Here is a 20,901-nt window from a genome sequence, read left to right on the forward strand (position 1 = left end):
AACCATTTCCCGCTATAAAACGCAGCCGATGCGGGCCGCACGCCCGGTTGGACGGACACGACATGACACGCAAATATTTCGGGACCGACGGCATTCGCGGACGCGCCAATGGCGTGATCACGCCGGACCTCGCTCTCAAGGTCGGCCAGGCGACGGGCCTGGCCTTTCACCGCGGCGACCATCGCCATCGTGTCGTGATCGGCAAGGATACGCGCCTCTCCGGCTACATGATCGAAAACGCCATGGTTGCGGGCTTCACCTCGGTGGGCATGGATGTGATGCTGATTGGGCCGATGCCGACACCGGCAGTCGCCATGCTGACCCGCTCGATGCGCGCCGATCTCGGGGTGATGATCTCCGCCTCGCACAACCCCTATGAAGACAACGGCATCAAGCTGTTTGGCCCCGATGGCTACAAGCTCAGCGACGAGGTCGAGAGCGAGATCTCCAAGCTCATCGATTCCGATCTGTCGCTGCGCCTCTCGACTTCGCCGACGCTCGGCCGCGCCAAGCGCATCGAGAGCGCCCATGCGCGCTATATCGAGTTCGCCAAGCGCACCCTGCCCCGCAATATGAGCCTGGAAGGCCTGCGCATCGTCATCGATTGCGCCAATGGCGCCGGTTACAAGGTCGCGCCCGAGGCGCTCTGGGAACTCGGCGCCGAGGTCATCGCGATCGGCGTCGAGCCGGATGGCTTCAACATCAACAAGGATGTCGGCTCGACCTCGCCCGACGCGCTGATCGCCAAGGTGCGCGAATTGCGCGCCGATATCGGCATCGCGCTCGATGGCGACGCCGACCGCGTCCTGATCGTCGACGAGCTCGGCCAGGTTGTCGATGGCGACCAGCTCATGGCGGTGATCGCCAGGACCTGGCTGGAAGATGGCCGCCTGTCGCAGCCCGGCGTGGTCGCGACCATCATGTCCAATCTCGGCCTGGAACGCTATCTGGCGGGCCTAGGGCTCAGCCTCGCCCGCACCGCCGTCGGCGACCGTTATGTGCTGGAGCACATGCGCAGCCACGGCTTCAATCTCGGCGGCGAGCAGTCCGGCCACATCATCCTCTCCGATTTCGGCACGACCGGCGACGGCCTCGTCGCCGCGCTCCAGCTCATGGCCGCCGTCAAGCGCCAGGACCGCCCGGTCTCCCAGGTCTGCCACTGCTTCGAACCGCTGCCGCAGATCCTCAAGAACGTTCGCTATGCGAACGGCAAGCCCCTCGAAAAGCAGCCAGTGGTCAGCGCCATCGAGGCAGCGCGCGAGATGCTGGGCGAAGGCGGTCGCCTCGTCATCCGCCCCTCGGGCACCGAACCGGTGATCCGCGTCATGGCCGAGGGCGACGACCGCGCGCTGGTCATGCGCGCCGTCGACGACATCGTCGATGCCGTGACGAAGGCTGCGGCTTAGGGTCAGGTCCCCTGCCCTTTCCGCGCGCCGTCATCCTGGCCGAGCCGCGAATCGTCTGCCATCGGCTCAACCACTTGGCGCGGTGCCGGTGCGGCGGCGCTGTCGTTTCCATGCGCTTTTCAGCCATGAGGCCGGCATGGGATGCGTCGGCTAGATGCTGGGAAACGAAGGTCAGCAGTGCGCCGGCGTGAGCGGGGCCCTGGGGACATCGGGGCGCCCATCGGGCCGCAGCACCGGGACCGCGAAGCGGCTGCGCACCACCACAGGCTAGCGGCGCTCATAGGCACGGGTTTTGCGGGCCAAGGACCCCTCTGCCTTGTAGATGGGTGGTGGGGTCAGTTGCGCTGAGCCAGGCGGGAGAATATCAACCTCCGCGAGCCACGGAGTTCGACAATGAAGCGTTGGATGTGGGGCCTCACGACTGTGTTCGTGGCGCTCATAGCATACCCCGCAGTGATCGATCCCGACGTTCGGATTGGAGCCGCGAACGCTTATTCACGCCTTTGGGGAAGAGTGTTTCGGCCTCATATCTTGATAGTCGGCGACAGTATTTCGCGAGCTGGACACCCCTGGTCCTACAGATTGCGCACCAACCCTCTCGGTATCCAGAATATTGCTCGCGACGGATACAATACTGAGCTCATCAAGCTGATTGTCGAGCAGGCCTTGGCAAAGAGGCCCGAAGTGATACTCTACATGTCTGGCACGAATGACGTTCTACATGGACATGACAAGTTCGGCGGATTTGAAGCCGCTTATCGCACCAATATTTCTTTGGCCAAGACTGCCCCACGGCTGATTGTGACACTGGCCCCGCCGACGCGTTCTGCGGACTGGAACCTTCGTCTGGTGGCATTGAACAGCACAGCAAAAAAGATTGCAGTCGAGGCAGGCGCGACCGTTATCGATCTCTGGCCCAAAATGGTGGACGCTGATGGGTTGCTCCACTCGCATATGACAACTGATGGGATCCATTTTACTGGCGAGGGCTACGCTGTGTGGTCCGAAGAACTGCGCGCCGCTCTCGCCAAGCAATAGGGTCGAGACCAACTGCCGGCTTGCCGCTCATAGCGATCAAGTCCTTCAGGCGGCAAAGCATGCGCTCGATGGCGCTGCGGACGCGGTAGAGCACGGGTGAGCGGCAGTTTCTCCAGCGGCAGTTGGCCTGGGGCGGGTTGTTCGGCATCGTGCCGTTCTCCTCGACCCTGGCGGGTCCGAGCCCTAACTTCCTACAAATCTTCATGGCTCGTTGAGGTTAATTCTCAAGGTTAAGCCTCGTTTAAGGAATTACCGGCATCGTTGGCTTGTCGGTAACAAGCGTGGGCTGCGTAGAAGGCGCCGCGCAAACTCGAGGGAAACTGCCATGGGCAGCCTGAAAACTTTTGCGCTGGCAGGCGCCTTGGCGCTCGGGGCGTCCGCCGCCGCTGCAGCCGATCTCGCCTATGCCCCCCCGCCTCCGCCCCATGAGCCGCTCGGCCTCAAGGGCACGATCAGCAGCGGCTTCTACCTGCGCGGCGACATCGGCGTCGGCGAAACCAAGGTCAAGAAATACTACCAGCAGGACGTCGCCAACGCCGGCGGCCGGTTCTTTGGCGAGACCGACAATCTCTCGGTCTTCGTCGGTGCCGGCGCGGGTTACCGCCTCAACAACTGGCTGCGCTTCGACGGCACGCTGGAATATCGCGGCGCCGGCCAGATCGGCGTCAGCGACAGGGTCGATTTCGCGGCCAATGGCGGCATCGCCCGGCTCAGCAACACCTATAAGGGCAACCTGTCTTCCATTGTTGCCCTGTTCAACGGCTATGTCGATCTTGGCACCTGGAACTGCCTGACACCCTATATCGGCGCCGGCATCGGCTACGCGTCCAATCGCATCACCGGGCTGACCGACCAGGGCGCCCTCACCGGCTCTCTCAACAGCGCGACCTTGGGCACCGCAGACAGCGGCACCAAATCGGGCGTCGCCTGGGCGCTGATGGCCGGCCTCGGCTATGAGGTGAACAAGAACCTCACGCTCGAAATTGGATATCGCTACCTCAACCTTGGCGAGGCCCAGTCCGGGCGCATCCAGAACGCCTTCCTGCCCGAGAGCTATTCACCGCTGAAGGCCAAGGAAATCGACAGCCACGACATCAAGATCGGCATGCGCTGGAACTTCGGCGAGCCCGAATGCTGCGGCCCGGTCGAGCGGCCGATCTACGCACCGGCGCCGACCGTCCGCAAATACTGACGCTCGCGACCCGATCGTCTTCGACGGCGCGGACCCGGTCCGCGCCGTTCCTGTTTCCACCCTCGAAAAACTCAGCGTAGCAGCGACCGGCCGGTCATCTCGGCAGGCTGGGCGAGGCCCAACAGTGCCAGCAATGTCGGCGCCACATCGGCAAGGCGCCCATCGGACAGCCCTGAGGCCTCGCTGCCGACGACCATCACCGGAACGGGATTGGTGGTGTGCGCGGTATGGGGCGCGCCTGTCTCCGGATCGACCATGGTTTCGCAATTGCCATGGTCGGCGGTCACCAGCATGGCCCCGCCGACCCGCTCGATCGCAGCCGCGATGCGCCCAAGCCCGGCATCGACGGTCTCGACCGCCTTGATCGCAGCCGCCAGCACGCCGGTATGGCCGACCATGTCCGGATTGGCGAAGTTCAGCACGACGAGATCGTAGCGCCCGGACTCGATCGCCTCCACCGCCCGCTCGGTCAGTTCCGGCGCCGACATTTCAGGCTGGAGATCATAGGTCGCGACCTTCGGCGAGGGCACCATGATCCGGTCCTCGCCGGTGAGGGCCGTCTCCTCGCCGCCGTTGAAGAAGTAGGTGACGTGCGGATATTTCTCGGTTTCGGCCATATGGACCTGCGTAAGCCCGGCCGCTGCGACCGTTTCGCCAAGCCCATGAGCTAGCGTCTGCGGCGCAAACAGCGCCGGCATCACCGCATCGAGCGCGGCGCTGTAGGAGGTCATGCCGACCGCCTTTGCCAGCGCTGGCTGGCGCGCCCGCGCGAACCCTTTGAAATCCGCTTCCAGCACCGCGTCGAGAATCTCGCGGATCCGGTCGGAGCGGAAGTTGAAGCTGAGCAGCCCGTCGCCATCGCGCATGCCGGAATAGCCGCCGATGACGGAAGGAGGGATGAACTCGTCGTTGACGCCCGCTGCATAGGCGGCGGCGATCACGGCCGGAGCATCGGGGAAAGCCTGCCCCTCCCCCAGCACCAGCGCGCGCCAGGCCTGCTCCACCCGCTCCCAGCGATGGTCGCGGTCCATCGCGAAATAGCGCCCGCAGACGCTGGCGATGACGGCCTGACTGGGCAGGCTGTCGATGAAATTGCCGATGAAGCCGGCCGCCGATTGCGGCGGCGTGTCGCGTCCATCGGTGAAGATGTGCACTCGCACCGGGATGCCCTGTGCGACCAGGAGATGGGCCAGCGCCGCCGCATGGTCCTGATGCGCGTGCACGCCACCGGGCGAGACCAGTCCAAGCAGATGGCAGGCGCCGCCACTCGCCTTGAGCGCATCGACCAGCCCCGAGGCCGCGAGCATCTGGGCGATCGAGCCATCCTCGATGGCAAGGTTGATGCGCGGCAGATCCTGCATCACCACGCGGCCGGCGCCGAGATTGAGATGGCCGACCTCGGAATTGCCCATCTGGCCGGGCGGGAGGCCGACATCGAGCCCCGAGGTCTTCAGGAAGGCGCGCGGCGAGGCCGCCCAGAGCCGGTCGAAATGCGGCGTATGCGCCAGGCGCACCGCGTTGTTTGCCGTTTCCTCCCGCCAGCCCCAGCCATCGAGGATCATCAGCATGACGGGGCGCGGGGCGGACATGGCAACCTGTGAGCAAATTTGAAGGCCGCTGTGCGGATACCATGCGGCACGGCGCGATTGCGAGTGCTAAGACTTCAAACGCGCATGTCCAGGGAGAGCAACCCATGGCGATCAAGGCCGTCGTCTTCGACGCCTATGGCACGCTCTTTGACGTGCAGTCGGTGGCGGGCGTCACCGACGCGGCCTTTCCCGGCCATGGCGAGGCCATTACCCAGATCTGGCGGCTGAAGCAGCTGGAATATACCTGGCTGCGGGCGCTGATGGGCCAGTACGCCGATTTCTGGACCGTTACCCGGGATTCACTCGCCTATACGCTTGAGACGCTGGGGCTGGTCGCGACGACCGACCTCGTGGCGCAGATTGCCGAGGCCTATGACGCGCTGGCGCTCTACCCCGAAGCCCGCACGGCCCTCGAAGCCCTGGCGCCGCTGCGCCTGGCGATCTTCTCAAATGGCAGCCCGGCCATGCTGAAGCGCCTCGTCGCCCAGGCCAGGATCGATGGTCTTCTGGAAACCGTGATCAGCGTCGACGAGATCGGCGTCTACAAGCCCGATCCGCGCGGCTATGCCCATGTCGAGGCGCGGCTGGGCCTGGCGCGCGACGAAATCCTCTTCGTCTCGTCCAACGGCTTCGATATCGCCGGGGCCAAGGCGCATGGTTTTGATGTTGCACGGATCGCGCGTCTGGCGCCCGAGACATTGCGGAGCGAAATGCAAAGCGCCGCCACGATCGGCCCAGCCCTGATGTTCAAGGCGCTGCGGATGCGGCCAGAGCAACTCGGCTTCGAGGCCGATTTCACCATCGCGACCCTGCGGGAGCTCGCCGCCCATCTGCGCCGCCAGCCCTGAGGCGGACGCCGCATTCGACAACGCACCCAGGAGACGAAGATGATCAAGCTCTACTATCACCCCTCCCCCAATCCGGCGAAGATCGCGCTCTTCCTTGAGGAGGCCGGGCTGCCCTATGAGATGGTGCCGGTCGACACGCGCAAGGGCGAGCAGTTCAAGCCCGAGTTTCTGGCGATCAACCCCAACGCCAAGACCCCGGCCCTGACCGACGGCGACGCCACCATCTTCGACAGCAACGCCATCCTGCTCTATCTCGCCGAGAAGACCGGCCAGTTTTTGCCGGAGAACACGCCCAAGGCCCGCGGCGAGATGCTGTCCTGGCTGATGTTCGTCGCCACCGGCATCGGGCCCTATTGCGGCCAGGCGGTGCATTTCAGCCGCTTCGCGCCCGAGAAGATCCCCTATGCGATCAACCGCTACGCCCGCGAGGCCGAGCGCCACTGGGGCATCATCGACGCGCAGCTCGGCAAGCAGCGCTACATGCTCGGTGACACCTACACCCTGATCGACATGTCGGTCTGGGGCTGGGCGACGCGGCTGTCCTTCGCGATCGGCGACGACTGGGCGCAGATGTTTCCCAACGTGAAGCGCCATCTCGACGAGATTTCGGCACGCCCGGCCGCGCAGCGCGCCGTCGCGCTCAAGGATGCCTTCGCCTTCAAGACCGAATTCGACGACGAGGCGCGCAAGCATCTGTTTCCCCAGAACGCCCATCTCGCCGCAGGCTGATCGGTGGTCCCACACCCCGGTCACGGCCATGTGATCGGGGTGCTGCCCCTGCGGAACGATTGAACGTTTCTGTGGCTTTGCCGTCATAGCGCCCAGCGCCGCCCGAAAGCAGGGTCGATCTCCGCGACGACCACATCGCCTGACAAGCGAAACGCCTTCCTGGAGATTTCGACCATGACCAAGACCATCCTGACCGCCCTGGCGCTCGCCGCGCTGGGCGGCACGGCGCTTGCCGCCGATCTGCCGTCGCGCAAGGGGCCCGTTTACGCCCCCCTGGCTCCGATCTTCACCTGGACCGGTTTCTATGCCGGCGTGAACGCTGGCGGCGTCTTCACCGAGAACACGATCAGCACCGTTGGGACCGCGCCGTTCACCATCGGCAACGTCCTCGCCGAGCGCCGCCCCTCCTCGATTTCCAACGATGAGACCGGCTTCATCGGCGGCGCGCAGATCGGCTACAACTATCAGATCGGCAGCGTCGTGCTCGGCATCGAAACCGACATCCAGTACACCGATATCTCGTCGCGCACGTCGCGGCTCGGCACCAGCAACGCCACCTCGGTGTTCAGCCAGGACCTTGATTATCTCGGCACCGTCCGCCTGCGCGCCGGCTACGCCTTCGATCGCGTCATGGTCTACGCCACCGGCGGTCTGGCCTATGGCGACGTCTCCAACCGCGCGACCTTCTTCAACGCGGCTCTTCCGGGCCAGGTCGATTATGTCGGCGGCAAGAGCGACATCAAGGTCGGCTTCACGGTCGGCGGCGGCGTCGAATACGCTTTCACCAATAATCTCTCGCTGAAGGCGGAATATCTCTATTACGATCTCGGCAAGCAGAACGTTGCCGTGAACCAGGTCAACTTCGCGCTGGCCCCGGGGTCTTACGTCTCGCGCATGGAAAATAACGGCCACATCGTCCGTGCCGGCCTGAACTATCGCTTCAGCACCTTCTGAGCCATCCCAACGGCGTCGAACGATCAGGAGGCCTCCGCGCAAGCGGGGGCCTTTCGCATAGGGCCGCCCCCGGGGCCGCCCACGCGCGTCAGCCCTGGTCGGGCTCCTCGCCGTCCCCATCCTTCAGAGCCTCGAGCGGCGCGTCGAGCGTGAAGACGAGGCCGGTGGGCAGATAGGCGCTCTCGGCGCGCCCGCTCACTGAAGGAAATGTGCGTTCGATCAGGCGCGAGCCGAAACCGCGACGCGACGGGGTCGCCACGGGCGGACCGCCACTCTCCTGCCAGCGCAGCCGGAACTGCGGCGCGCCGTCGATTTCGTCGATCCGCCATGACAGCGAAACCTGGCCGGTCTGGTTCGATAGGGACCCGTATTTGACCGCATTCGTCGCCAGTTCATGCAAGACCAGCGTCAAGGCCAGCGCCGCCCGCGGCCCCAACACCACTTCGGGGCCGCCGATGGCAAACCGCGCCGGGTCCCCCTGGATACCGATGATGCTGGTTGCGATATCGGCCACGCCGGCATGGGCCCGCTGGCCGCTGACGAGGAGATCATGCGCACGCGCCAGCGCCGACATCCGCGCGCTGAAGGTTTCGTTGGCAGCCTCCAGCGAGGTCGCGCCGCGCAGCGTCTGCGAGGCGATGGCCTGGATCATCGCCAGCGTGTTCTTCACGCGATGCGCCAGTTCCTGCATCAGCAGGCGAAGCTGCGCCTCGGTTTCCTTGCGCTCGGTGATGTCGAGATGGGCCCCGATCAACCGCAGCGCCGCGCCGGTTGTCTCGTCACGCTCGATCTGGGCGATCGCCGAGATCCACCGCACCGCGCCGTCGCTGGGGCGGATGATCCTGTACTCGGCCTGGTAGTCGCGCTCCGTTCCCGCCACCGTCTCGCGGAAATGGCTTTCGACCATGGCGCGCTCCTGCGGATGGATCCGGCGCACCCAGTCCTCATGGCTTTCATGCACGGCGTCAGGCGGCAGACCATGAACGAGGAGATATTCAGGCGAGCGCGTATTGCGGAAGCCACCGACCAGATCGACCTGAAGCCCGCCGACCTTGCCGATCTTCTGGACCTGCGCCATCTCTCTTTCGCGGCGGCGCAGCGCCTGCTCGGCCGTGTCGCGTTCGCGGCGGGCCTGCACCAGGACCGTGGTCTCGATGACGACGGCAAGGATGCCGAGCACCGCGCCGCGATCGTCTACGATCGGGCTGTAATCGACATTCAGCCAGACATCCTCCGCCACTCCATGACGATGAAGCACCAGCGGCAGATCGCGATAGGAAAGCGACGCCCCCGCAAGGACGCTCGTCATCATTTCCTGGTGGAAATCCACGATCTCGGGCCAGGCGTCGAAGACGCTCGCACCGAGAATGCCGGGGTGCTTGGCGCCGGCGATGACGGCATAGGCATCGTTATAGAGCAGCAGGCCCCTCTCGCCCCAGAGCACCACCAGCGGCGTCGGCGAGGCGAGAACCACCTGCAGGGTCGAGCGAAGACGCTCGGGCCAGGTGGAGGCCGCGCCGAGCACGGTTTCCCGCCCGGTCCAGCTGCGAATGATCGCGCCGACCTCACCGCCGCCGACCGGCCAGATCGGCTGCGTCGTTGCGTTATTCCCCGGGCAAACCGCCATGCTCTCCGCGCTTTTCGAAGTCCAGCCCAAGCTGATGCCAGCCCGCACCCGGCGCGGCAAGCCCCAGCCGGTTCCAGAGCGCTGGCCTAGCAGCTTGGACGCGGCGCTTGCATATCAAAAGACATCACGCGACCGGTCGCGGTCGCGCCCCTCCCATTCGCGAAAGCAGTGGCAGGATGCCCGGTTTCACGGCAGTGTCACGCTCACGATTCCGCTCCGGGCCTGACCGGCGGACAGAGCCAAGCTGAGGGGCATGGATGCCGACTGACATCGAGATCGCGCGCGCAGCGACGCTCCAGCCGATCGTGGACATCGCTCACCGCGCCGAAATTCCACAGGACGCCCTCCACCCCTATGGCAAGTACATCGCCAAGGTCGATAAGCAGACGATCCCCGATTTCGCGGCGCGGCCCGACGGCAAGCTGATCCTCGTCACCGCGATTAATCCGACGCCCGCGGGCGAGGGCAAGACCACGACGACGGTGGGTCTCGGCGACGGCCTGACCCGCATCGGCAAAAGCTGCATGATCGCGCTGCGCGAGCCGTCTCTGGGCCCCTGCTTCGGCGTCAAGGGCGGCGCCGCCGGCGGCGGCCATGCCCAGATCGTCCCGATGGAGCAGATCAACCTGCATTTCACCGGCGATTTTCACGCCATCACCAGCGCCCACAACCTGCTCGCCGCCCTGATCGACAACCATGTCTATTGGGGCAATGCGCTCGATCTCGACACCCGCCACATCGCCTGGCGGCGCGTCATGGACATGAACGACCGCGCCCTGCGCTCGACCGTCTCATCGCTCGGCGGCGCCAGCAACGGCTTCCCGCGCGAGGACGGCTTCGACATCACCGTCGCCTCCGAGGTGATGGCAATCTTCTGCCTGGCGACCGACCTTGATGACCTTGAGGCGCGGCTCGGCAAGATCGTTATCGGCCGCACCCGCGACAAGCGCCCGGTGACGGCGGCCGACCTCAAGGCGACGGGCGCGATGAGCGTCCTCCTCAAGGACGCACTGATGCCCAATCTGGTGCAGACCCTGGAGGGCACGCCCGCTTTCGTTCATGGCGGCCCCTTCGCCAACATCGCCCATGGCTGCAACTCGGTGATCGCGACGCGAACCGCGCTGAAGCTTGCCGATTATGTTGTGACCGAGGCCGGCTTCGGCGCCGATCTTGGGGCCGAAAAGTTCTTCGACATCAAGTGCCGCAAGGCGGGCCTTAAGCCCGCAGCGGCCGTCATTGTCGCGACCGTGCGCGCGCTCAAGATGCATGGCGGCGCCGCCAAGGAGGCGCTCGGGCAGGAGGATCTGGCGACGCTGCAGGCGGGGCTGGCCAATCTCGCCCGCCATGTCGGCAACATCCGTAAGTTCGGCGTGCCCCCGATCGTCGCGATCAACCACTTCGTCAGCGACTCACCCGCCGAGCACGAGATGATCGCGAGCTACTGCCGCAATCATCTCGGCGTTGAGGCTGTGATCTGTCGTCATTGGGCGCTAGGCGGCGCCGGCACGGAAGAACTCGCGCACAAGGTCGTGGCATTGGCCGAAGGCGCGGAGGCCGATTTCGCGCCGCTCTATCCCGATGATCTGCCACTGTGGGACAAGCTGGAGACGATCGCCCGCGAGATCTATGGCGCAGCCGGCATCTCCGGCGATGCCAGGGTCAAGGCCCGTTTCGCCGAGCTCGAGGCCCTGGGCCATGGCCACCTGCCCGTCTGCGTGGCCAAGACGCAGTATTCCTTCTCGGCCGACCCGACGCTGCGAGGCGCGCCCAGCGGGCATATCGTGCCCGTCCGCGAGGTCAGGCTTTCGGCCGGCGCCGGCTTCGTCGTCGCGATCTGCGGGGACATCATGACGATGCCCGGACTGCCGCGCGTGCCCGCCGCCGAGCGCATCCATATCGATGCACAGGGGCGGATCGAGGGCCTGTTCTGAGCGCGCACGAACAACCTGGATTCGTTGGCGAATTGTTAAAACCTTGCCGACAAGTTTAGCGATCGGTGGGCGCGTGGGCCGGGCCCGCGACTTGTTCTGGGAGATCTCGCATTGATGGGATCAGGCGCTGCAGGGACATGGTTGCCCCGGGGCCTGCGCAGCCGCGTCCTGGTCTGGACCCTGGCCATTCTCGTGGCGATCGCCCTGCCGGCGGCAGGCGTGTTCATCTGGCTCGTCGACAGCACGGTAATCAAGCTCGGCACGCTCTTCGCCGAAAAGCAGATCCTGTTCGACCGCTATCGCGGTCTCGATTCGCTGATGCGCGAGGTTTCGCTGGCGGAAACGGTCGCGCGCTCGCCCGCCATACTGGAATGGGCGAAAGACGAGGCCGACCCCGCCAAGGCCCAGCGCGGCCTGGCCGAGCTCGAGCACTATCGGATTTCGTTCAAGGACCAGAGCTATTTCGTCGTGCTCGACGGTTCCGGCAACTACTACTTCAACGACAAGGACAACACCTACGAGCACGCTCGCAGGCGATATACATTGTCACGCGAAAATCCGCGCGACGGCTGGTATTACAAGACGGTGGCGCTGGCCTCGGGCTGCCACCTCAATGTCGACCATGACGACACGCTGAATGTCACCAAGGTCTGGATCAACTGCATCATCCGGCAGGGCGACCGCGTGCTCGGGATCATTGGCACCGGCGTCGATCTGAGCCAGTTCATCCGCGAGGTTGTCGATATCCCGCAGACCGGCGTCCAGAGCATGTTCGTCGATCGCAACGGCGCGGTTCAGGCCCATCGCAACCCCAAGCTCGTCGATTTTCACAGCCTGACCAAGGACACCAAGGCCAAGACGACAATCTTTACGCTGCTCGACGACCAGGCCGATCGCAGCGCCCTGGCCGCGATGATGGAGCAGGTGGCGGCCGGGGGGGCTCTGGTGCGCTCGCGCTTTATGCAGATCGAAGGCCACCAGGCGCTGGTCGGCGTGGGATATCTCGACCGGCTCGGCTGGTTCAACGTAACCATCATGGATGTCGACGAGATCATCGACCGGCGGATGTTCCTGCCGATCGGGCTGCTGCTAGCCGCGATGCTGCTGGCGGCAGCCGCCCTCTCGACCCTGCTGTTCAAGCGCAGCGTGCTCGACCGGCTGGCGCGCATGGAGGCCGATGTCCAGCGAGTGCAGGCCGGCCGCTTCGATGAGGTTGCCAGCGATGCCGCCGATGACGAGATCGGCCGGTTTTCGCGCGCCCTGGGCGCCATGGCGAAGGCGGTGGGGCACAACACCGATCGCCTCGAGGAGATGGTCGCCGACAGGACGCGGGAGTTGGAGCGCCTCGCCCATCACGACCCGCTGACCGGCATCTTCAATCGGCGCGGCTTCGAGCGCGCCTTCGAGGCCGAGCAGAACCGTGCAAGGCGCGCCAGCCGGCCAATGGCCCTGCTCCTGATCGACATCGATCATTTCAAGCCGGTCAACGACGACCACGGACATCAGGCCGGCGACCAGGTCATCATCGAGGTCGTCGCGCGTCTTGAGGGGCTGATGCGCAATTATGATGTCTGCGGTCGCTGGGGCGGCGACGAATTCATCGTCCTGCTGGCCGAGACCAGCCTGCCGGCGCTGACAGCGGTCGCGGCGAAGCTCGGCGCGGCCACGCGCGATCGACCCGTCTCGCTCGGTGCCGGCTTTTCGCTGCCGATCACCGTCAGCATCGGTGCCTGTCTCGTGGCCCAGGCCGACACCCTCGCCGATGCCGCCGGCCATGCCGACACCGCGCTCTACGCCGCCAAGCAGGGCGGGCGCGATGGCTTCGTCATCCACGAGGCGCCCTCCCGCGCCGGGGCCGCGCTGGCCCCCGTCGGGCGCGGCTGACGCCGCCGAGTCACCGGACGCCGTCTTTTCAGACCGACGATCTGACACAAACGAAAAAGGGCACCCGAAGGGCGCCCTTTTCACAACGTGGCACCCGTGAGGGAGCGCCATCACACCTGAGGCTGCGGCTCCAGCCCGGCATCGGGCTCGTCGCGCTTGCGGCCCTTGCCGGCGCTCGGCACGGCCGAGCCGCGCGGCGCGGAAGGCGTATCGTCGAGATCGCGCGTCGGGCGCTTGCCGGCGATCAGGTCGCGGATTTCCTCGCCGGTCAGCGTCTCGAACTCAAGCAGGGCTTCGGCCACCGCCACGAACTGCTCGTGATGGTCGGTGAGGATCTTCTTGGCGTCCTGGTAACCGGTGTCGACCAGCTTCTTGACCTCGGCGTCGATCTTCTGCGCCGTGGATTCGGAGATGTTCTGGCTGCGGCCCATCGACATGCCCAGGAAGACCTCTTCCTGGTTGTCGCCATAGGCGACCATGCCGAGCTCGTCGGAGTAGCCCATCTGGGTGACCATGGCCTTGGCCATCTTGGTCGCCTGCTGGATGTCGCCGGTGGCGCCCGAGGTGACGTTCTCGCGCCCAAAGGTCATCTCTTCCGCAACGCGTCCGCCCATGGCGACCGCGAGCTGCGAGGTGAACTCCTTGTACTTCATCGAGTAGCGGTCGCCCTCCGGCAGGAACTTGACCATGCCCAGCGCGCGGCCGCGCGGGATGATCGTCGCCTTGTGGACCGGGATTCCGGCGGGGACATACAGGCCCACGATGGCGTGGCCGGCTTCGTGATAGGCGGTCAGCTTCTTCTCTTCCTCGGACATCGCCATGGATTTGCGCTCGGCGCCCATCATGACCTTGTCCTTGGCGTCCTCGAACTCGGCATGGGTAACCATGCGCTTGGCGCGCCGCGCCGCGAGCAGAGCCGCCTCGTTGACGAGGTTCATCAGATCGGCGCCGGAGAAGCCGGGCGTGCCGCGGGCGAGGATGCGCAGATCGACGTCGGGTGCCAGCGGCACCTTGCGGACATGGACCTTGAGGATCTTCTCGCGACCGGCGACGTCGGGGTTCGGAACCACGATCTGGCGGTCGAAGCGGCCCGGGCGCAGCAGCGCGGGATCGAGCACGTCGGGCCGGTTCGTGGCCGCGATGATGATTACGCCTTCGTTGGGCTCGAACCCGTCCATCTCGACCAGGAGCTGGTTGAGGGTCTGCTCGCGCTCGTCATTGCCGCCGCCGAGACCGGCGCCGCGATGACGGCCGACGGCGTCGATTTCGTCGATGAAGATGATGCAGGGCGAGTTCTTCTTGGCCTGCTCGAACATGTCGCGCACGCGGCTGGCGCCGACGCCGACGAACATCTCGACGAAGTCCGAACCGGAAATCGTGAAGAACGGCACATTGGCCTCGCCCGCAACGGCACGCGCCGTCAGGGTCTTGCCGGTGCCGGGGGGGCCGACGAGCAGCACGCCGCGCGGAATGCGCCCGCCCAGCCGCTGGAACTTCTGCGGGTCGCGCAGGAACTCGACGATCTCGGTCAGGTCTTCCTTGGCTTCGTCGATGCCCGCGACATCCTCGAAGGTGACGCGGCCATGCGCCTCGGTCAGGAGCTTGGCCTTCGACTTGCCGAAGCCCATGGCGCGCCCGGCGCCGTTCTGCATCTGGCGGGACATGAAAATCCACAGGCCGATGAAGATGACGAAGGGCAGTGAATTGACCAGCAGCGCCACGAACCAGGGCGTACCCTCCGACGGAGCGCGGGCCGAGACCTGAACACCCTTCTGGGCCAGCGTCTTGAGCAGCGCCGGATCGCCATAAGGCGCGTAGGTCACAAAGCTGCGACCGTCCGAGAATGTGCCTGAAATCTCCTGCCCAGCCACGACGACATTCGTGATCCGGCCGGCCTCCGATTCGTTGATCAGTTGGCTGTAGGGAATTTCATTCGTCGTCGCGCGCTGGCTGGGGCTCTGAAACAGCGTGACGAGCGCCAGGACCAGCAGGAAAATCACCACCCAGAGGGCGAAATTTCGGAAGTTCGGATTCATCATGTGTCCGATCAGGCCCGCCGGATGAGCCGGTAAGGCCGAGAGTTTGCTGCAGTAATCTAGGTGCGACCGGGGCCCTTGCCAAGGGAAACAGAAAATCGGCTCTCGCCTATGATGCCGCAGGGTGAATGCCGCGTCTGCGTGGCCCCTCGCGCGCCAGGCTCAAGATGCCTCTCGGAGATAAAGTCATTACGCTGCCAGCCAGCGTCCGGACCATGCGACGGCCGGTCTGGGCGGCCTCCTGCAGCGCCTGGACACAGGCTTCGAGCCGCTCCAGCCGCTGCCCGGAGCCGCGCTCGCTGTCGATTTCCGCCAGGGCCAGCGCGACAACACGCAGCACGATCTCCTCGGGCTCTCCCAGCAAAGCGGCAAATCGCAGCCTCACGACGGCCGTGGAATCGTCCTGCAGCAGCAGATCCGACAGCACCGTCTGCGCGCGCCGCGTCGCCGCCTCGTCAAGACGTGCGATGCGCCGCGCCAGCACAGCCAGCCGCTGCGCATCCAGGCCTTCTTCAGCGAGGGCGGGCATCAGCGCGCGCCAGCGAACGCGCTCGAAGCGCGGATCGCCATTGCTGGGATCGGTCGCGAAGGCGATGCCCCGCGCCTCGGCGGTGGCGATCAGACGAACCTTAGGCACACCCAGCAGCGGGCGCGCGATCGTCATGGCCCCTCTGCGCACGCGCTTGCGCATCGCGGCCAGGCCGGCGGGGCCGGAGCCGCGCGCCATCCGCATCAGCAGCGTTTCCGCCTGGTCGTCGAGCGTATGCGCCGTCACCACGACCGCGCCGCCCAGACGCTCGGCCTCTTCTGCCAGGAGCGCGTAGCGCGCGGCACGCGCCTGCTCCTGCAGCGCGGTTTTCGGCTTCAGCCCCTGCCAGGTCAGGATGCGGTGGGGGATCGAAAGCCGCCCGCACAGCGCCGCGACAGCCTGAGCCTCCGCGCTGGAGGCCGCGCGCAGACCGTGATCGATCGTGGCGGCATGAAGCTCCGGGCGCCCCGGTTCGCGCGTCCATTCGGCCAGCAGGGCAAGCAGCGCAACGGAGTCGGGTCCGCCCGACACCGCGACCAGAAGGCAAGGTTCTGTGGCAAGCCCGGAAAAGAGATCGGCCGCCTCGGCTGCGCCGATCGGCGGATCGTCAATGGAGGTCTGCGGAACCGCGCTCAAGCGCAGCCCGAACGCCGCCGCTCGCGCTCGATGCCCTGCCGGACCGAATTGGGCGCGGCGGGATATTCGACCCCGACCTTGGCATAGGTCGCGCAGGCCTGGTCCCGGGCGCCGAGCCCGTTCAGCGCGATGCCGAGCCGCAGCAGGCTATCGGGAGCCTTGGCCGATCTCGGCGCATCGCTGGAGACCTTCAGGAACTGCTCGGCCGCCTCGCGATAGCGCTTGCGCTGGAGATAGCTCTCGCCGAGCCAGTAGGTGGCGTCGACGGCGAGACGATCGCGCGGATAGCTCTGCAGGAACTGGCGGAAGCCCATCTCGGCCTGCTCGTATTCCTTGCGCAGGATCGAGGCATAAGCGAGGTCATAGGCCTCCTTGGCACTTGCCGGCCCGCTGGCCGCCGCCACGCTCGGCCCGCGCGGAACCGGCTGCGGCAGCGCACCCTGGGGCGCGCCCCGTCCGACACCTTGCAGGTCAAGCGGCCCCTGGCCGGCACCGCCCTCGGCAAAGCCATCCTCGATGATGCCGCCGATGCCGCCGTCGAGCGAACGCGGCGCCCCGGCGGCACCCTGCTGGAGTGTCGGGTCGAAGGCATCGCTGCGACGCTGGGTGCGTGGTGCGCCCCCCGCCGCGGGCGCGGCCCCGCCCGGCGCCGCTGCCCCAGGAGCACGACCACCGGCCCGCTCGTTCAGGCGAAAATCGACATCTTCCTGGAACTTGCGAAGCTGCTCGCTCAGACGACGGTTCTCGAACTGTAGCTGCTCGATCTGGCCCGAAAGCTGGCGGATCTGGTTTTCCATCCGCGAGGTCCGCACCACGAGATCGGCCGCGTCCTGCGCGCTGGCCGGCAGGCTCAGGCAGGATACCGCCAAGCCCAGGGCGAGAGCGGCAAGGCCGCTGCGGACCGCGTGATCGAGGCGAAACTGTCGGAGCATCATGAGAACCGGGGTTGAGTGACGGCAGGCCTATAACACGCCATGACCACGGCCAAAATATGAAAGGGCCGGCGCCTTCCCGAAAGGAAGGCGCCGGCCCGATGGTGTTTGCAGCAGCGTGGCGTCAGACGCCACCGCCGGCGCCGTCGAGCACCGTCACGACGCGGCGGTTCTGCGACCAGCAGGAGATGTCGTTGCAGACCGCTACCGGGCGCTCCTTGCCATAGGACACGATGCGCATGCGGTTGCCCTGAATGCCGCGCGACGAGAGATAGTCGCGCACCGTCTGGGCGCGGCGCGCCGACAGGGAGAAGTTGTATTCGCGGGTGCCGCGCTCGTCGGCATGCCCCTCGACGATGAAGGTGTAGCGCGGGAAACGCTGCAGCCAGGCGGACTGCTTGTCGAGCGTTGCAACTGCCGTGGGCGTCAGATCGGTCGAGTCGGTCTCGAAGAAGACCCGGTCGCCGACATTGACGACGAAGTCCTGGGCGCTGCCGGGCGTGGCCGCCCCACCCGCACCGAAACCCGAATTCGCATCGGCGTTCTGGTTTGTGTTGGCGCAGGCGCCCAGCGCCAGCGAAGCGGCGATGGCAGCGGCGAAGCGGACGGCGCGGCCGCCGGCGAAGAGAGTGGCGAGCATGAGGGGACTCCGGGGCGTTCGGTGCGGTGCGAGTCGCGTTTCGCGGACGGCGTTGAAAGGACAAGGCTGCGATGCAGATCGGCCTGCATCCATGGTCTTCATCAATGAAGCGTCAACCTAAACGAGACCTTGCCAGAACAAGGCGAAGTGGCGGCATTGCGGCGTATAGTTAATCAAACACTGCAAGAGGCCGCTTTCGCCGCATTGTGGCGCTTTTGCACCGCTTTAGCAGTCCCTATCGTCATCGCGAGCGCGGCGAAGCCATCCAGGCGAACGTCGAGCGAGACATTCCGGATTGCTTCGCTGCGCTCGCAATGACGGAGAGGTGAACTTCCCTACCGCGCCGCCGTCAGCAGCGGCGACCAGGTTGGGTCTGAGGCGAAGGCCGGCGTCGGCACAGGGATTTCGACGCGGCCGGTGATGTCGACCATGTAGAGTTTTCCGCCGGACTGCCCGCCCGGATCGCGGAAGAACATGATGTATTGGCCGTTGGGCGCCCAGTTCGGCGCCTCGTTATGGAAGCCCTCGGTCAGGAGCCGCTCGCCCGAACCGTCGGCGCGCATCACGCCGATGGCGAAGCCGCCGCCGGTGCGCTTGGTGAAGGCGATCAGATCGCCACGCGGCGACCAGGAGGGCTGCGAATAGGTGCCCTGCCCGAAGGAGAGCCGCTTGCCCTCGCCACCGCCGGCGCCCATCAAGTAGAGCTGCTGCGAGCCACCCCGATCGCTCTCGAAAACGAGTTGCGTGCCGTCGGGCGAATAGGAGGGCGAGGTGTCGATCGCGCCGGTCGAAGTGAGCCGCATCGTCGTGCGCGAACCGATGTCGATGGCGTAGAGATTGGCGTTGCCGCCCTGCTGGAGGCTGAGTGCGATTCGCGCGCCATTGGGCGAGAAGCGCGGGCTTGAGGTCATGTCGGGGAAGTTGCCGACGATCTGGCGTTGTCCGGTCTCGATGTTGAGCACATGCACGCGCGGCTGCTCGCCGCTGCGCTGCGACATGTAGGTCACCTCCTGCGACACCGGCGAATAGCGCGGCGTCACCACAGAGACGGAGCCGTCGGTGAGGTAGCGCACATTGGCGCCGTCCTGATCCATGATCGCCAAGCGCTTGCGCCGGTTCTCCTTGGGTCCTGATTCATCCACGAAGACGACGCGGGTGTCGAAGAAACCGCCGACGCCGGTGATCTTCGTAAAAATCGCATCCGAGATGATGTGGCCGACGCGCCTGGCATTGTTGGGGTCGGTGAAGTACTGCTGGCCATCGGTCTGCGTGCCGGTGGTGACGTCCCAGAGCCGGAACTCGGCCTTGATCCGGCCCGTGCCGTCGCGCGAGACGCGGCCCGTCACCAGCGCCTGCACGCCGGTCGCCTTCCAGGCGCCGAAATCGGGCGCGGCGTCGAAGGGCGGGTTCTTCTCGGCGTGGCGCCCCTTGTCGATCGGCGCGAAATAGCCGCAGCGCTTCAGATTGTTGCTGACGACGCCCGAGACGAGCACGCCGCCTTCCCCGGCAAAATCCGCGATCGCGATCGGCAGCGGCTGGAACGAGCCGCCGCGCAGATCGATCACGAGTTCGGCTCGGGCTGGCGCCGGCTTGAGCGACACCCCTGCCGGCACGAGCAAGGACGCCCCCGCAAGCGCCAGGAGCCTGCGGCGCGTCGGCGCCGTCGAAAGAACGGGAAGATCGGTACGGTCGATCAGGGTCACAGCACGTCCCTTGCGTCGAAATTGACGACGACGTCGCGCCAGTCGTCATAATAGGCGGCAAATTGCGCCGGAATGCGCAAAGGCGCGCAGCGGCGGGTGGCGGTCAGGGCCGAACTGGCCGCGACCGCGAAAAGCGGATCGGAGGAGGAATTCGCCACGCTCGGCTGGCCGACGAGCGAGCCATCGGCAGCAAGCTTCATGCGCACCTGGGGCACGATCGCCCCGCGCGCATTGGCGAGCGCGATCGGCACGTTCCAGCACTTCATCAGCTGGTCCTGGATGATGCCGACGAGCTGGCCGCGCAGCGACGGGCTGAGCTTTTGCGACGCGCCGCGCTCGGTCCCCAGCGAAGCGGTGCGGTTGACCTGCGGCGCGGCCGAGCCGGTCGACTGGGCCTGCTCCTTGGACTGCAGCAGCCTGGCGATGTCGCTGGCATTGAAATTCTTGGCGACTTCCGCCTCGCGCTTGGCCTTGGCCTCGGCCTCCTGCTTGGCCTTGGCGGCAGCCGCGATCTTGGCTTTGGCCTCGGCCTCGGCCTTCGCCTTGGCGGCCAGCTCCGCTTTTTCCTTCGCGGCCTCGGCAGCCTCTGCCTTGGCCTGTGCCTCCGCCTTGGCTTTGACCGCCGCTTCCTGCCTGGCCTGCGCCTCGGCCTCGCTCTTGGCCCGGGCAGCGGCTTTCGCCTGCTCTTCGGCCTGTTTGGCTTTCGAGGCGATCTCGGCCTCTTCGGCGAGCTTGGCCATCTCCTCGCGCTTCTGCTCGGCGATCTCGGCGGCGCTGGGGCCGGTCTTCTGCGGCGGCTGCTTCACCGGCTCCGGCAATGGCGGCTTCGGCTCGGTCTTGGGCAGATTGACAGCGCGCGAGGGCGGCAGCGGCGCCGAGGCATTGTCATCGGCAAGCTTGAGTTCGGCCGGGCGCGTCGGCGGCGCGGGCGTGTCCTGCTTGGCCTCGCCCTCTTCCTTGCGCTCGACGATCTCGGATTGGCGCTCGGCGCGCTGGATCGGCTGCTCCTGGACCTTTTCCGCCTTGCGTTCGCCGCGCGTGACCTGATTCAGCTCGCTGGCATCGACCATCTCGACGGCGATCGCTTCCTGATTATCCGGCAGCGGCGCAGGCGAAGAGAACGCCAGCAGCCCCGCGACGAGAAACGTCGCGTGGCCGAGCGCCGACATCACCATGCCCGGTTCGGAGGAAAGCTTCACAGCCGTCGCAACCTCGCTTCCATCACCC

Annotated in this window: 16 protein-coding genes and 1 pseudogene; 8 read left to right on the forward strand and 9 right to left on the reverse strand. The window is 66.0% G+C overall.

Going from position 1 to position 20,901, the window contains the following annotated elements; translation table 11 throughout:
* The first annotated feature begins 62 nt into the window (after positions 1 to 62).
* Positions 63 to 1,406: a phosphoglucosamine mutase gene (gene glmM, locus IP69_RS00460; protein ID WP_054140840.1), complete on the forward strand. Its 1,344-nt coding sequence runs from the start codon at positions 63 to 65 to the stop codon at positions 1,404 to 1,406.
* A gap of 453 nt (positions 1,407 to 1,859) precedes the next feature.
* On the forward strand, positions 1,860 to 2,444 hold the full coding sequence (locus IP69_RS00465; protein ID WP_210165938.1) for a GDSL-type esterase/lipase family protein: 585 nt from the start codon (positions 1,860 to 1,862) through the stop codon (positions 2,442 to 2,444).
* A 40-nt stretch (positions 2,445 to 2,484) separates the two neighbouring features.
* Here the strand turns inward: IP69_RS00465 and IP69_RS22235 are convergent.
* Positions 2,485 to 2,610: pseudogene (locus IP69_RS22235) on the reverse strand (IS5/IS1182 family transposase); the annotation flags it as partial.
* Between the two features lie 159 nt (positions 2,611 to 2,769).
* Here IP69_RS22235 and IP69_RS00470 point away from each other — a divergent pair.
* Entirely contained in the window at positions 2,770 to 3,636 is an 867-nt protein-coding gene (locus tag IP69_RS00470) for an outer membrane beta-barrel protein (RefSeq protein ID WP_054140842.1), read from the forward strand.
* A gap of 71 nt (positions 3,637 to 3,707) precedes the next feature.
* Here the strand turns inward: IP69_RS00470 and gpmI are convergent, their stop codons facing one another.
* On the reverse strand, positions 3,708 to 5,225 hold the full coding sequence (gene gpmI, locus IP69_RS00475) for a 2,3-bisphosphoglycerate-independent phosphoglycerate mutase (RefSeq protein WP_054140843.1): 1,518 nt from the start codon (positions 5,223 to 5,225) through the stop codon (positions 3,708 to 3,710).
* 104 nt (positions 5,226 to 5,329) lie between these two features.
* Between gpmI and IP69_RS00480 the strand changes: the two genes are divergently transcribed.
* The 3 genes from IP69_RS00480 to IP69_RS00490 all read left to right on the forward strand — a co-directional run bounded on the left by IP69_RS00480 (position 5,330) and on the right by IP69_RS00490 (position 7,756).
* Positions 5,330 to 6,073: a haloacid dehalogenase type II gene (locus IP69_RS00480; protein ID WP_054140844.1), complete on the forward strand. Its 744-nt coding sequence runs from the start codon at positions 5,330 to 5,332 to the stop codon at positions 6,071 to 6,073.
* A 39-nt stretch (positions 6,074 to 6,112) separates the two neighbouring features.
* A complete protein-coding gene (locus IP69_RS00485) occupies positions 6,113 to 6,802 on the forward strand; it encodes a glutathione S-transferase N-terminal domain-containing protein (RefSeq protein WP_054140845.1) in 690 nt (229 codons plus the stop codon).
* A gap of 174 nt (positions 6,803 to 6,976) precedes the next feature.
* Positions 6,977 to 7,756: an outer membrane protein gene (locus IP69_RS00490; RefSeq protein WP_054140846.1), complete on the forward strand. Its 780-nt coding sequence runs from the start codon at positions 6,977 to 6,979 to the stop codon at positions 7,754 to 7,756.
* 88 nt (positions 7,757 to 7,844) lie between these two features.
* Here IP69_RS00490 and IP69_RS00495 read toward each other — a convergent pair whose 3' ends face one another.
* Positions 7,845 to 9,383 (reverse strand): HWE histidine kinase domain-containing protein, encoded by a 1,539-nt coding sequence (locus tag IP69_RS00495; RefSeq protein ID WP_054140847.1) that lies wholly within the window; start codon positions 9,381 to 9,383, stop codon positions 7,845 to 7,847.
* 257 nt (positions 9,384 to 9,640) lie between these two features.
* Here IP69_RS00495 and IP69_RS00500 point away from each other — a divergent pair, with 257 nt between their 5' ends.
* Together IP69_RS00500 and IP69_RS00505 are read left to right on the forward strand one after the other, a co-directional pair.
* Positions 9,641 to 11,314, forward strand: coding sequence for a formate--tetrahydrofolate ligase (locus IP69_RS00500; RefSeq protein ID WP_054140848.1), 1,674 nt, complete (start codon positions 9,641 to 9,643; stop codon positions 11,312 to 11,314).
* A gap of 141 nt (positions 11,315 to 11,455) precedes the next feature.
* A complete protein-coding gene (locus IP69_RS00505) occupies positions 11,456 to 13,198 on the forward strand; it encodes a sensor domain-containing diguanylate cyclase (RefSeq protein ID WP_248306652.1) in 1,743 nt (580 codons plus the stop codon).
* A 110-nt stretch (positions 13,199 to 13,308) separates the two neighbouring features.
* Here IP69_RS00505 and ftsH read toward each other — a convergent pair whose 3' ends face one another.
* The 6 genes from ftsH to tolA form a co-directional block, all read right to left on the reverse strand.
* On the reverse strand, positions 13,309 to 15,234 hold the full coding sequence (gene ftsH, locus IP69_RS00510) for an ATP-dependent zinc metalloprotease FtsH (RefSeq protein ID WP_054140932.1): 1,926 nt from the start codon (positions 15,232 to 15,234) through the stop codon (positions 13,309 to 13,311).
* Positions 15,235 to 15,343: 109 nt separating this feature from the next.
* Entirely contained in the window at positions 15,344 to 16,399 is a 1,056-nt protein-coding gene (gene tilS, locus IP69_RS00515; protein ID WP_054140850.1) for a tRNA lysidine(34) synthetase TilS, read from the reverse strand.
* Entirely contained in the window at positions 16,396 to 17,331 is a 936-nt protein-coding gene (ybgF, locus tag IP69_RS00520) for a tol-pal system protein YbgF (protein WP_054140933.1), read from the reverse strand. The genes tilS and ybgF overlap by 4 nt, the downstream gene beginning before the upstream one ends.
* Positions 17,332 to 17,455: 124 nt before the next feature.
* Complete coding sequence (gene pal, locus IP69_RS00525) at positions 17,456 to 17,971, reverse strand: peptidoglycan-associated lipoprotein Pal (protein ID WP_054140851.1); 516 nt, start codon at positions 17,969 to 17,971, stop codon at positions 17,456 to 17,458.
* 335 nt (positions 17,972 to 18,306) lie between these two features.
* A complete protein-coding gene (tolB, locus tag IP69_RS00530) occupies positions 18,307 to 19,611 on the reverse strand; it encodes a Tol-Pal system beta propeller repeat protein TolB (RefSeq protein WP_248306658.1) in 1,305 nt (434 codons plus the stop codon).
* Positions 19,612 to 19,670: 59 nt separating this feature from the next.
* Positions 19,671 to 20,873, reverse strand: coding sequence for a cell envelope integrity protein TolA (gene tolA / locus IP69_RS00535; RefSeq protein WP_054140852.1), 1,203 nt, complete (start codon positions 20,871 to 20,873; stop codon positions 19,671 to 19,673).
* Positions 20,874 to 20,901: the final 28 nt, after the last annotated feature.

This window comes from Allobosea sp. AAP35, from assembly GCF_001295925.1.
GTDB lineage: Bacteria > Pseudomonadota > Alphaproteobacteria > Rhizobiales > Beijerinckiaceae > Allobosea.